We start from the raw sequence: 13,674 nt of genomic DNA, 5'->3' as shown, positions 1-13,674 counted from the left end.
AAATCATCCTTGCTAAAAAACTCGGCTACTTTAGCTCATTTCATTCATAAAATCATCTTTTATACTGAAATTTTATAGATCAAAGTTTAATAAAATTCTGGATTAGTTGTATTAGTTAAGTAATGATGGCGATAGATAGAAGGTAAGTGCGGTGGAAATCTCAGCCAAATGGATCAGTGGAATAAAAAATGAGAGTCTCCTTTTGTTTAGATTGAATTTTGATACTCATATTCTAAAAGAGAAACTCTCACTTTTGCAGTTATTTAGATTGATTAATTAAGAATTGCGTTAGTAAACTTACCGGTCGTCCCGTTGCACCTTTGTTTGTACCTTGTAACCAGGCAGTTCCTGCAATATCTAAATGAGCCCAAGGATAATTTTTCGTAAAGTTAGCTAAAAATGCACCGGCGGTAATGGCTCCACCCCAACGTCCACCAATATTAGCTAAATCAGCAAAATTAGATTTTAACTGTTCCTGATACTCTTCGCTTAAAGGTAAACGCCAAGCTTTATCGGTCGTTTCTTCTGCCGCATTTAATAATTTTTCAGCAAGTTTTCCATCTGTTGCGATTAAGCCACTGTTATGTTGACCTAATGCCACTACACAAGCACCTGTTAGTGTTGCTACATCAATGACCAACTCAGGGTTAAATCGCTCAACATAAGTGAGTGCGTCACATAAAACTAAACGTCCTTCCGCATCAGTATTTAAAACTTCGACGGTTAATCCTGACATAGTGGTTAAAATATCTCCCGGTCGATATGAATTTCCGTCCGGCAAATTTTCACAACCAGCCAATACACCAATTACATTTAAGGGTAATTGTAATGTTGCAAGAGCGTACATAACACCAAATACAGAAGCCGCACCGCACATATCATATTTCATCTCGTCCATGCTATCAGCGGGTTTTAATGAAATACCGCCGGCATCAAAGGTTAAACCTTTTCCAACTAAAACAATAGGTTTGGCATTTTTATCGGGGTGATTACGATATTCAATCACCGACATTTTTGCTTCGTTAGCACTTCCTTGCGAAACAGCTAAATACGAGAACATGTTCAATTCTGCCATTTCTTTTTCACCCAAAACTTGCACGTTAATCAAGTTTGAGTGTTTAGCGAGGGATTGTGCTTGTTCGGCAAGATAAGTTGGGTTGCAAACATTAGGCGGGCAATTGGCAATATCTTTTGCATATTTGACTCCTAATGCAATAGCTTGTGCGTAACTAATTGCTTGTAGTGCATTTTGTTGTAATTCGGTTGGCACATTAAAAATAAATCTATCCAATACTAAACTTGCATCAGTTTTTTTACTTTTGAAAGTATCAAATTGATAATGACTTGCTTCAATGGTTTCAATTGCAAAACGAATATTCCAATGAATATCACGATTTTTGAGTTCAATTTCATTTAGAAAGCTCACAACTTCACTTGCTTGAGTCTCAAGAATCGTTTGAATTGTTTTTTGAATAATCTGTTTATATTGACGTTCTGTTATTTTATCTTTTTTACCGCACCCTACGATAAAAATACGTTGTGCTTGGCAATTCGGTATATCCCGTAAAATAAGAACTTGTCCCTGTTTTCCGCTAACTTCACCTACTTGAATTAAGCGAGTTAGGTAGCCTTGACTGAGTTGGTCAAATTGCATTGCTGTCGGAGAAAGTTCTCCGTCCTCAAATACGGCTAAAATAATGTTGCTGTCAATTTGAGAAAGTGCGGTATTTTTTGCACTATATTTCATGTAATCCTCACGAATTTACTGTTTTCAATAAAAAAATACGTTATCATACATCGCCATGTATGTGATTTCGTAAATTACTGCTTTTTTTTAAAATTGCAAGAGAAATATAGGTAATTCAGTGATATTAATTCGATATTTAACCAAAGAAGTTTTTAGAAGCCAAATTGCAATCTTATCTATTCTTTTACTGCTTTTTTTTAGTCAACAACTTGTGCGTGTATTAGGTTCTGCATCTGTTGGTAAAATTCCGGCTGATTTGGTTTTTGCTTTGCTTAGCTTGGGTATGCCGACGATGGCACAACTTATATTTCCCCTTTGCTTATTTATTGCTATATTGCTGACATTTGGACGTTTATATGCAGAAAGCGAAATTACCGTCATGCGGGCTTGTGGTGTTGGTCAGCGTATTCTTGTTGGTGTTGCGTTAATTTTATCTTTATTGACAGCAGGATTGGCAACCTATAATGTGTTTTATCTATCCCCTTGGGCAATGCAAAAACAAATTCAACTTATTGATGATGCAAAAGCAAATCCAACAATGGGGGCTTTAGCGTCGGGACAATTTGTTAATGTCGGAAATACTGATGTTGTGCTATTTATCAATGAAATAAAAAACAATCAAATTCAAGATATTTATGTTTTCCAAATGGAAAATAAAAAAAATCAGAAGCCTTCCGTAACGGTAGCTGAAACCGGTCAGTTGAAGGCGTTACCCAATGGCGATCAAGTTCTTAGTCTAGAAAATAGTCAGCGAGTTGAAGGAAGCGCACTTTTACCTGACTTTCGTATCACGCATTTTGACCAGTATCAAGCCTATTTAGATTATAAGACAACAGATAAGGATACATCTGAAACGGAAATTTTAAGCCTAAAGGAATTAATTAATTCTAAATCACCTGCAGCTAAGGCGGAATTGCATTGGCGTTTGACCTTAATTTTTGCTGTTCCGATTATGGCACTTATTGCAGTACCGCTCAGCCGAGTCAATCCGAGACAAGGGCGGTTTGCTAAGATTTTGCCCGCACTTTTATTGTATTTAATTTATTTCTTGTTACAAAGTTCATTAAAATCAGCGGGGGCTTCCGGTAAAATTGAAGCACATATTTTTATGCCGTTAGTCAGTATTTTCTTTTTATTTTTAGCTGTTTTATTGAACAGTTGGAATAGTGTTTTTATGTATAAAATACGTTATTTATTTAACTTTAATTCAAGTAAAAGGTAATCAGGAATAATGATGATGAATACCTTAGACCGCTATATTGGAAAAAATATTTTAGGTACTATTTTGGCGACATTGCTGATGTTGGTGGGTTTATCAGCGATTATTAAATTTGTTGAACAATTTCGTAGTATTGGAAAAGGAACTTACGATGTTATTCAGGCAACACTGTTTACTTTATTAACTATGCCAAAAGATATAGAAACATTTTTTCCTATGGCTGCATTATTAGGATCACTTATTGCACTTGGTAACCTTGCAAGTCGTAGTGAACTTATTGTGATTCAATCTGCTGGATTTTCTCGCTTTAGAATCGGTTTAGCCGTGATGAAAACCGCATTGCCATTGATGCTTATCACAATGATTATTGGCGAATGGGGTATTCCACAGACGGAACACTTTGCCAGAGATATGCGTGCAAAAGCAATTTCCGGAGGCTCCATGCTTTCAGTAAAAAATAGTATTTGGGCAAAAGATGGTAATGATTTTATCTATGTTGGTCGTATTACTAATGATATTAGCTTGAATGATATCTATATTTATAGTTTTGATGATAAGCGTCAATTGAAACAAGTTACACATGCGAACCAAGCAAGTTTTGAACATGGTAAATGGAAATTAAGCGGAATTAATCAATCACAAATTTTTGCTGATGAAATTAAAACGATTAATCGCTTGAAAGATAATTGGAGTACAACGTTAACACCCGATAAGCTGGGGATAGCTTCTTTGCGTCCAACGTCGTTGTCTATGACCGGATTATACAACTATATTAAATTCATGAAAGAAACGGGACAAGATGCTAAACGTTTTGAACTTACTTTTTGGCAAAAAGTCTTTCAACCGGTCTCTGTTGCGGTGATGATGTTGTTGGCACTTTCTTTTATTTTCGGATCTTTACGCAGTGTTACTGCAGGAGCAAGGATTGTAACAGGTATTTTTTTTGGGTTTCTATTTTATGTTATCAACGAAATTTTAGGGCGATTAAGCCTTCTGTATGATATACCAATTGTACTTGCAGCCCTCATTCCAAGTTTACTTTTTATGATTCTCATTTGGTGGCTTCTTAATAGAAAAAGAGAGTAAAAAAACAACCGCACTTTACTATAAAATATTTTTGTAAAGTGCGGTTGAGGTAACTTTGTTGAAAATTAAAACAAATAAACCAAAATATTAAATTACCACTTGCAAGGTAAGTTTATAAACGTATAATGTCGAGCAATAAAGCACACAGCCAGTGTGACGAAATTGGTAGACGTAGCGGATTCAAAATCTTATGCGTAAACTGATAGGACATACAGGCGATTGAATAAAAAGCACTCTTAGCCTGAGTGATGAAATTGGTAGACATGACGGATTCAAAATCCGTTGGTGAATAACCGTGTCGGTTCGAGTCCGACCTCAGGCACCATTTGAATCACACTTGTAGTTTCTCTCTTTCAAATAATCAATTCAAATACACCGTATTAATGGCCAATACTCCTTAACCCTTGTTAAGAGAGTAAATTATGAAACCATTACAAAACGGTACAAACAAACCTTTTACCATTACTATTGCTTCAACTAAAGGTGGCTCTGCCAAGAGTACGAATGCTGCTAACATTGGTGCATTCTGTGCAGAACACGGTCTAAGAACCCTTCTTATTGATACCGATACCCAACCCACATTAAGCTCTTATTATGAGTTGGAATATCAAGCTCCCGGTGGAACTTACGAATTTCTGCATTTTAAAGATGTAGATCCTACCCACATTATTTCTAGAACGACTATCCCAAATCTTGACTTGATCCAGTCTAATGACCCGTCAAATAAAATCAGCCCAATGCTGAGAGATTCACCTGACGGTGCATTACGTTTTAGTTTACTGCTCCAGAAAATTGAAGGTTATGATGTCATCATTATTGACACTCGTGGTACCAGAGATATTACTGTCGATATGTCTGTATTGGCAGCAGATGTTTTATTCTGTCCTATTCTTCCCCACATTTTATCTGCTAAGGAGTTTATTCGTGGCACGATTGGAATGTATCAAGACCTCGAAACCTTTACGGCATTTGGCTTTACCCTACCACCGCTGAAAGCGATGATTAACTGTGTTGATCACACTAAAGATGTCAAATTGGTTTCCGACTACCTTCATACTCTCTTCCAAAATGAGTTTGATGAAAACAAAACATTGCTGGAATTTTCGGTACCTGACCGCGTGGCATATCGTGAAGCGGCAACTTTTTCAAAACCGGTCTATCGTCAGAGCCAAGCTGAATATGAAACGATCAGTCAGCTTTGTGCGTTACTGATGCCACAGTTTGCAAACTCTCACTTCTCAGCATAGAGGGAGAATGTATGTCTAGCTTAAATAAATCACTTGTACAGCCGCATTCTATAGAGGCTGAATTTTCAGTAATCGGTGGATTACTCTTGGATAATGAACTCTTTGATGAAGTGAGTAGCAAAATCAATGAGGGGGATTTTTATAATTTTACTCACCGTCTACTGTTTAAGCATATTTCCGAATTGATTGAAGCCGGTAAACCAGCAGATATATTGACATTGGATCAATACCTTACCCAGAAAAAAGTGATCGAGGATTTGGGCGGATTTGCTTATCTTGCAGAAATAGTCAAAAACACTCCATCTACAGCTAATATCCACGCTTATACGGATATCGTTCTCTTATATAGTAAACAGCGACAGCTTTTAAAACTGGGGCAGTTTATTGTTGATCAGACACAGAGTGCGAAAACGCCAGATAAGTTTGAAGCTGTTGTTGATGACATTGAGAAAAAAATTACTGAGTTTAGCCTATCAGATAATACAAAATCTGCAGCAGATTTAAGTGATATTTTTGCCAATATGCTCTCTCGTATGGAACTCTCGGCTAAAAATGGAGATCCTGTGACAGGTACTCCAACTGGTATTCAAGGTATTGACGAAGCGACAACAGGTGGACAGCCAGGCGATTTAATCGTGATTGGTGCCCGCCCTTCTATGGGAAAAACCGCATTTTCTCAAACTATCGCTTACCATACACTTAAAAAATTCGAGTCGGCTCCTGTGTTCTATCACAGCATGGAAATGCCGGCAGATCAGATTTTACAACGTTTTCTAGCTATGCGTGCCAGAGTGGGATTGCAAAATATTAGACAGGCAGACAGTTTGGATGATGAGGAATGGTCAAAACTAACCTCAGCAATGGGCTATATCCTAGAACATTGGAAAAATCGTTTAGTTATTGATGATGAAGGTAGTCTCACGCCTCAAAAATTACGCACTAAAGTTCGACAAAATGCTCGTAAATATGGCAAACCGGCAGCTATTTTCATTGATTACATTCAGTTAATGCAAACCTCGCAACGTTATGAAAATCGCAATTTAGAAATTGCCAACATCTCTCGTTCACTCAAATTACTGGCAAAAGAGATGGATTGTCCGGTTTATGCCCTCTCTCAGCTGAACCGGTCTGTGGAACAACGTGCCAATAAACGCCCGATCAACTCTGATTTACGGGAATCCGGCTCACTTGAGCAAGATGCCGATGTCATTTTATTCATCTACCGAGATGAAGTTTATGATGCGGATTCTCCGTTTAAAGGCACTGCTGAAATCATTATCGGCAAGCAAAGAAACGGACCACTTACTTCCGTAATGACGAATTTCAGAAGTGAATTTGCCCTATTTGAAAACAGAACAAACACAACGCATTAGGATAGATTATGACAAAAGATGAAAAAAGACTGGCAGCGATAGCAAAAGGATTAAATGTTTCACCTATTTCAAATACGGCTCCATCCTACCAAACAGCCACACCAACGCATTACAGTAGCGATGTTGAATATATTACAGTAACACTGGATAAGTTGCGTCCGTATGAGCATAACCCTCGGAAAACCCGTAACCCTAACTTTGAGATGATCAAAGAGTCTATTCGTCGTCGAGGGTTAGATCATAAGCCGAATATCACCCGTCGTCCGGGAGAAGATTTCTATATTATCGCTGACGGTGGTAATACTCGTATTCAGGCACTCAAGGAGCTCTTTACCGAGACCAAAGATCCAAAATTTTGGTCCATCAGTTGTCAATATAAACCTTGGCAAGGTGATACTGCCGACAGTGTCGAAGCTGAACTCAATTTACTTATCGGGCATTTGATTGAAAATGATACCCGTGCGGATTTGTCATTTATTGAAAAAGCATTGGGGATTTTGCAGGCGAAGGAGTATTACGAGAAAAAATTAGGTAAGTCTCTTTCTTCGAGAGAGTTATCTTCTGAGTTAGAAAATGATGGATATATTATCTCTCATGCTCTCATTCTTAAAATGGAACGTTGTGTTAATTACTTATATCCACATATACCAGAAGTTCTTTTTAGTGGTCTTGGTCATACACAGATCGATAAACTATTAGCTATTCGTAATAATGCTGAAGAGGTATGGGCAGCCCATCAATTTGATACTGATGTTACTTTTGAATCGCTCTGGTCAGAAAATTTATCCAAATTTAATGAGGCTACACCATTTCAAGCAAAAGAATTCCAAAGTGAATTGATTACGGCAATGGTTGAAGCTTTAGAGGGTAAAGTGAGTTTTGAAACACTTTATCTGGATATTGACTTAGATGAACAAAAATTCAAAAAAATAGCGGCTAAACAACAAGAAATTGATAATTTAGTTGAAAAAACAGTCGATCAAATCAATACCAGACAGGAACAACAAACTGCAAAATCTGAACCTCTCATCAAAAATGAAAATAAAGCCGTTACTCCCCAAAAAGCTCAACATATTATTGATGAGGTAATTGATGATAACGAAAGTGATGATGAGCAGAATAACGCTATTACTGATTTATCTCAGCTTGGCTCTTCATTGCTCGATAACCAAGATAATCAAGAAGATTATCTATCCCAAATTGCCCATAACTTTGGACTCACTCCGGGAATGAGTATTCAAGAACAGCGAGAGCAACGAGCTGAAGCGAATGGACTGACTTTTGCTTGTGAAGGTCGCCAACCGGTTGAAGATATTTGGTTGATTCACCCCGCACGTCAATATCGCTCAGAGGCCTACTCACTGGCCTTAGATATTGCCGAAAGTATGGGCATTGACCATCTGGTTGAACATATTGTGAAACAACCAGTGGATTACACTTATGCAATGAAACCGGCAGATACTGAACTTTCACCGTCTGCTTTAACACTCTACTCATTCCTCTCAATGTTACAGACTGCTGAACATAAAGATGAAAATAGCTGTGTCTTAGATTCCAAATTCCTGTTTGAGCTTGATGATCTTACCTTAGTCAAAATTTTCCGTCTCATTCGGGTCAGTCGCCATATTCGCCAACAAGGAGGAGAAAATGATTAAGCCGATTACCGTAAATGAAGCATTGATTGGTAACGCCCTGCTCAATATTAAAGAGGGAAATATCCATCCTTGTCTAAAAATGGGATTTTCTGAGGAGCAACTAAAAGCGATCAATAATCTCAGTATTGATGAAATTATGGATATTAGCAACTCCGTTGTCTCTTTTGCTAAGGTGGAGATTAATCACGAAACCTTTTGGAAATTACTGGCTATTGCACAAGCCAATACTCAACAGCGACAAATTATTGACCGAGCATTATTGCTCGGAGCCTCTATTGAAATGTTGCACCAGTATTTTGGTTTATCAACCTCTGAAGTCTCGGCTCGCCGTCAATTACTCGGTATCGAAGAAAAAATGGGACGAAAAGCGGCAGCAAGTGATGAAGAATCTACCCATATTTGGGAAATTTGGCAAAGATACAAACAACGAATGGAAATCCTAGATTCACAAGAAGGATTAGAGCTTCTGTGTCTGATTGCTGAGGAAGGCAATATGAATCTAACGGTTGTTTGGAAACTGGTTTCCGAATGGTATTCAAAACATAAGTAAAAAATAAATGCCCCGAAGTTGGAGCTTTGGGGCATTCGATATTGAGTCTTGTATCTCTATCTTATGAATTACAAGGACTTTGCAGAAGTCCCGTGCATTATAGCCATAGGAGAGAGAATAGCAAGAGAAAAACTCTTTTATCCTGGTGGAGAGAAACAATGTTTAGCAGCACGAATAAGCCAACAGAGCATGGATTGCTATTTTTTGGCAACCAACACGAAACAGTCCCTACTCGATTATTACAAGATCCCTGCCTTACACCAAGAGCAAAGTTTGCTTGGCAGCTCATTAAGTGCAATGTTCAAGCCTTTCAAGGAGGATTATTTCCCTCTTATGAGACGCTCAGCAAAATGTTATCCGATAGACCTTATGCGGAGGCTAAATTATCGGAAAAAGTCGTGACTCAAACACTCTATTTACTCCGTCTTACTCGCTGGCTTACTTTATGTGAAACAGTGCGTGATGAGCGAGGTTATGTACAAGGTAATGTTTATATCCTACATGATGAACCTGTGCCAATTTTAGATGCAATTCAATTAAATAGCGACTATCTCTCTTTTTTAGATAAATGCACCAAACATAAAGATAGCCTTATTAATGGTGTGGCAAATCATATTGTTGAAAGTCTAATAACAGACAAAACCAAATGGCACTATGTCTCTCATTTAGACTGTTTACAAAGTCGTTATCAGATATACCAGCAACAGCAGCTGGTGAAAGATAAACAGCCATCGCAAACAGAACAAGAATTAAGCAAAATTCAACAAAACATCCTAACTTCCACTATGGAAGTTAGGGATTTTGATGAGGAAGTCAGGAAAAAATCCTCTAAAAACCAGACTTCCAATAAGGGAGTTAGGGCTAAAAATGAAGATAAGTCATTGATTTTAGACTTACTTCCATTAGGGAAGTCAGATGTACAGTACCGTACTTTATATATTAATAAGTACTGTACTGGGGAACCGAGCGAAATTACTTGGCCACAAGAAATCCCATTAACTTCACTTGAACAAAAACTTACTGCACAGGCAATGAAGGGATTAGACCTCGGTTTATGCCAAGCTATTTTGTTGGAAGCACAACAACGCATTATTCAAAAGCAGGATGTGAAAAAACCGAAAGGTTATCTCTATACGCTTATCCAGCGGGCGAAGCAGGGTGAATTTAAACCCTACTATTTTGAATTAGGAAAAAATCTTCCCTCACAGAATCAGGCTAACAATAATTCTGCTCATTCTATACAAAAACTGACTGAGCAGCCTACTGAGAAACCGGTCTTAACTTCAGCAGACAGAGAGCAAATGGCTAGTCGTATGCAGAAGTTTAGAGCTGAATTACTTTTACAATAAGATTAAAAAACAATCACTGTTAAGGGGCTTAATAGTGAGTGAAAAATAATCAGTGTGTACCAGGTACACAATGGATAAAAAATAAACAGCGTAGGCAGTGTCTGCAAAGATTAAAAAACAGACAATGGAAAGCCCCTTTCCAAAGACTAAAAAATAATCAAATAAACAAGGAGCATATATGACCACTCAATTAGATCCTCAACTTGGTCCACTTCGTAGTGAGATCACTTTTACGTTACATACCCAATATGCCCATAAATTATGGGTGGGGCGACCAATGATTCGTAATGAGGAAGGCAAAGTAACTCAATCCTCCATTATCAGCGTACCAAATTGCTTTGCAATGCTAACCCAAATTCAACGGGCTGCATCAGAAGATGATCCTTATGCTGACGATTATCTGATTCAATTTGAAGAAAGTGTGATCAATTATCGGAAGGAAATCCAAAAGCTCACCAACGACATTGTCACGCTCTACGCCAAAATGTTGCCGGAGGGAATTTCTATTGAACGCTGTGCCAATATTTCCCCGATTTCTTACCCGATTTATGTTAATTCACAGCTAGGGTATCAATTACTCTACTTACTTGGTGATTTTGATAGCCTTTGCCGTTCAGTAATGACGGCAGCTCATATTGCGATTATCAATCGTGCAGAAGCTCAAGATTGGATTGAAGCTGGTGCAAGGTTAATCCGGAAATGTTTTGGGATCGTTGAGCGTTATAAGAGTTCAGGAATCACTCGTCGGGACTATCAAGAAAAGAATGCTCGCTATCAAGCTGCGATAAAACGAATGGGCTATACACTCTCAGATGCTGTACTTACCGGTGAGCATCGTGCTGAGTTTGCTCCCTTCATCAAGCAAAACACTACTGTTGAAGAAGAGCAATCCGTAGAAACCCATATCACGGCACAGACAAATGAATCTCAAAAATAAGGAGTGATATGAACCTCATCTCTGATGAAATTTATCGGCAATTAGTCAAAGATTCTGGGCTGAATACTTCTCTGAAACAGCTATTTAGCCATTTTGACACTGGCTCAGACTATGAACTTTTGCAAGAACAGTTCACTCAAGCTCGGGCTTATTTTATGGCTGCACAGGATAGTATGGTGCAGTCTGTGCGGCAGGATCTTTCACCTTTGGCTGTTTATATGATTAAGGATAAGGCCTCATCCTCAGGCGGTACATTTTTACGCTGGCGTAGTATGCAAAATGCCAGAACCGGTGGCACAGTTTGGCAGCCGATTGTAGATGATAAGTCTGTCCCAGTGGAGGTGAGGAAAAAAGTTGTCGCAGTAGAAAAAGACAGGATTTTGATTAATATGCAGATTTCGGTGTTTAATCATATTTTGCGACAGTTGGCAGATTGTGCTGAAAAGTTGAAAGAGGTAGATAATGCCGTTGCGAAATCAGACTTAAATTCGTAGTAAATTTATATATAATAACTCCTATATTGGTTGTGTGTAAACGCCAACCACGGTGGGCTGACGTGGTAAAACAAACAGTCCGTTAATTAGGACATATTCAAGTTTGTAATACCTGAAAAAGTGCAGTTTGTAAATCCTGCATTAAAAGGCCTTTTAAAGGTAAGGGTACAAGCCCCTTACCTTCACGAAGAAAAAGCCTTTACAACGGAGGAATAAGTGATTGCACACGTAAAAATGAAAAATTCACTCTAACCAAATTTTAATTAAATACTTTTTTCTTAGGCTGAATCAAGTTTAATAGAACTAACTTAATTTATTGAAGGAGTAAATACGATGGCAGGAATCAATAAAGTGATTATTGTCGGTAATCTTGGCAACGATCCTGAAATGCGGACTATGCCTAATGGTGAAGCAGTTGCTAATATTAGTGTGGCAACTTCTGAAAGTTGGACGGATAAAAATACCGGAGAACGTCGAGAAGTCACTGAATGGCATCGTATCGTTTTTTATCGCCGTTATGCTGAAATTTGTGGTCAGTACCTACGTAAAGGCTCTAAAATTTATATCGAAGGAAAATTACGGACACGTAAGTGGCAAGACCAAAACGGGCAAGAGCGTTATACAACCGAAATCCAAGGTGAACTATTACAAATGTTAGATAGCCGTAATGCTACAAATAGCGTAGATGGACAACAATCTAACTATCAAGCTATGAGCCAATCTCCAAAAGCAACACATCCACAAGATTTACCAATGGATAACTTTGATGATGATATTCCGTTCTGAGTTACATATAATTTAAAACTGTAAAATAAAACCCATATAAATATAGAGAACCCTTTATTTTAAAAGGGTTCTCTTTTTTTACATTAATTTCGACACAACATCTTTAATTTGATAGTATTTATATATGATATTTTTGTAAATTAAATGAATATGTATAGATTAGAAACAGTCCTTTTTTTCAAATGGAGAACGTTTTCCTATATTGGTTAATGTTAAAACTGGTATTCCTGATTTTTATTCAACCTTATGGGTAACTGTGGAACTACGTAATCAATCCGCAGTAAACACAATTAGAAATAAGCTGGGAACTATACAGTGGATAATGAATTGGGAAAAACAGAATAATCTTGTTATTAGTGATCTAATTCATAACAAAGTACTCTTAACAGAAAACCAATTAGAATCTCTTATTCGGCATATGAGAATAAATGTAAAAAAGCAAAAGAATGTAATCAATACAAAAAAAGTGTGTTAATGAAAGGTAGGACTCAATTTATTGATATTTATTCTGCCGTATCTCTTAGTCATCAATATAATAGACTAACAACGCTTTCAGAATACATATTATTTCTATCAAGCTGCGGCAAGTTGGATGATGTTTGTAACCGCATACGGCGGTTTGATTGAATTTGGCAAGGTGCAAAAAGGCGATTTTGTTGTATTGGGCGGAGCGACCAGCTCGGTAGGCATTGCCGCCATTCAAATCGCCAAAATGCAAGGGGCAAACGTGATTGCTCTGTCTCGCACGCACGCCAAAGGCGATGTGCTTTTACAGAAAGGGGCGGATTTTGTGATTGCCACCAAAGAAGATGACGTTACGGCTAAATTACTAGAAATTACAAACGGCAAAGGCGTGAATTTAGTGTTCGACCCTGTGGGTGGCAAAGAAGCAGCAAAAATTATCAACGCAATGACACAAGACGGCAAATACATCATCTACGGTGCATTAAGCCACGATGATATCGCCGTGCCTGTGTTCCCAATTTTAGGCAAACACTTAACCGTGCGAGGCTATGAATTGTTTGAAATCACTACCGTACCAGAAAAACTCGCTCAAGCGAAAAAATTCGTGTTTGACGGCTTAGCAAGCGGTCAATTAAAACCAGAAATTGACAAAGTTTTTGCTTTTGATGAAATGGCGGAAGCTCACCGTTATATGGAAAGCAATGCACAGATTGGGAAGATTTTGGTAAAGGTTTGATTGTTTTAAGGTAAATATGCCGTCTGAAAA

General features: G+C 37.9%; 11 protein-coding genes, 1 tRNA gene and 1 pseudogene. 12 read left to right on the top strand and 1 reads right to left on the bottom strand.

All coding sequences use genetic code 11. The features are described 5' to 3' along the window. Nucleotides 1–259 precede the first annotated feature (259 nt). A complete protein-coding gene (locus HSM_RS09050; protein ID WP_012340864.1) occupies nt 260–1,747 on the bottom strand; it encodes a leucyl aminopeptidase in 1,488 nt (495 codons plus the stop codon). Between the two features lie 118 nt (nt 1,748–1,865). Here HSM_RS09050 and lptF point away from each other — a divergent pair, with 118 nt between their 5' ends. From lptF to HSM_RS08985, 12 genes and pseudogenes are all read left to right on the top strand, one after another. Continuing rightward, a complete protein-coding gene (lptF, locus tag HSM_RS09045; RefSeq protein WP_012340863.1) occupies nt 1,866–2,969 on the top strand; it encodes an LPS export ABC transporter permease LptF in 1,104 nt (367 codons plus the stop codon). Between the two features lie 12 nt (nt 2,970–2,981). Continuing rightward, a complete protein-coding gene (gene lptG, locus HSM_RS09040) occupies nt 2,982–4,052 on the top strand; it encodes an LPS export ABC transporter permease LptG (RefSeq protein ID WP_012340862.1) in 1,071 nt (356 codons plus the stop codon). Between the two features lie 239 nt (nt 4,053–4,291). Continuing rightward, a tRNA-Leu gene (locus HSM_RS09035) sits at nt 4,292–4,377 on the top strand. 97 nt (nt 4,378–4,474) lie between these two features. Continuing rightward, nucleotides 4,475–5,299 carry a ParA family protein gene (locus tag HSM_RS09030; RefSeq protein ID WP_012340861.1) on the top strand — a complete coding sequence of 275 codons (825 nt, stop codon included), beginning with the start codon at nt 4,475–4,477 and terminating at the stop codon, nt 5,297–5,299. Between the two features lie 11 nt (nt 5,300–5,310). Beyond that, nucleotides 5,311–6,672 carry a replicative DNA helicase gene (gene dnaB, locus HSM_RS09025; protein ID WP_012340860.1) on the top strand — a complete coding sequence of 454 codons (1,362 nt, stop codon included), beginning with the start codon at nt 5,311–5,313 and terminating at the stop codon, nt 6,670–6,672. Between the two features lie 8 nt (nt 6,673–6,680). Then, nucleotides 6,681–8,327 (top strand): ParB family protein, encoded by a 1,647-nt coding sequence (locus tag HSM_RS09020; protein WP_012340859.1) that lies wholly within the window; start codon nt 6,681–6,683, stop codon nt 8,325–8,327. Then, complete coding sequence (locus tag HSM_RS09015) at nt 8,320–8,877, top strand: DUF2857 domain-containing protein (RefSeq protein ID WP_012340858.1); 558 nt, start codon at nt 8,320–8,322, stop codon at nt 8,875–8,877. Before HSM_RS09020 ends, HSM_RS09015 begins: the two co-directional genes overlap by 8 nt. Nucleotides 8,878–9,035: 158 nt before the next feature. Then, on the top strand, nt 9,036–10,226 hold the full coding sequence (locus HSM_RS09010) for an STY4528 family pathogenicity island replication protein (protein ID WP_012340857.1): 1,191 nt from the start codon (nt 9,036–9,038) through the stop codon (nt 10,224–10,226). A 178-nt stretch (nt 10,227–10,404) separates the two neighbouring features. Beyond that, entirely contained in the window at nt 10,405–11,163 is a 759-nt protein-coding gene (locus HSM_RS09005) for a PFL_4669 family integrating conjugative element protein (protein ID WP_012340856.1), read from the top strand. 8 nt (nt 11,164–11,171) lie between these two features. Then, the gene (locus HSM_RS09000; protein WP_012340855.1) at nt 11,172–11,657 is read left to right on the top strand and encodes a DUF3158 family protein; all 486 of its coding nucleotides are present in this window, start codon (nt 11,172–11,174) and stop codon (nt 11,655–11,657) included. A 333-nt stretch (nt 11,658–11,990) separates the two neighbouring features. After that, the gene (gene ssb / locus HSM_RS08995; RefSeq protein WP_012340854.1) at nt 11,991–12,443 is read left to right on the top strand and encodes a single-stranded DNA-binding protein; all 453 of its coding nucleotides are present in this window, start codon (nt 11,991–11,993) and stop codon (nt 12,441–12,443) included. Nucleotides 12,444–13,017: 574 nt separating this feature from the next. Continuing rightward, a pseudogene (locus HSM_RS08985) lies at nt 13,018–13,644 on the top strand (zinc-dependent alcohol dehydrogenase family protein); the annotation flags it as partial. Nucleotides 13,645–13,674: the final 30 nt, after the last annotated feature.

This window comes from Histophilus somni 2336 (assembly GCF_000019405.1).
Lineage (GTDB): Bacteria > Pseudomonadota > Gammaproteobacteria > Enterobacterales > Pasteurellaceae > Histophilus > Histophilus somni.
The sequence above is the reverse complement of the archived record's forward strand: the minus strand, read 5'-3'. Positions and strand labels throughout refer to the sequence as shown.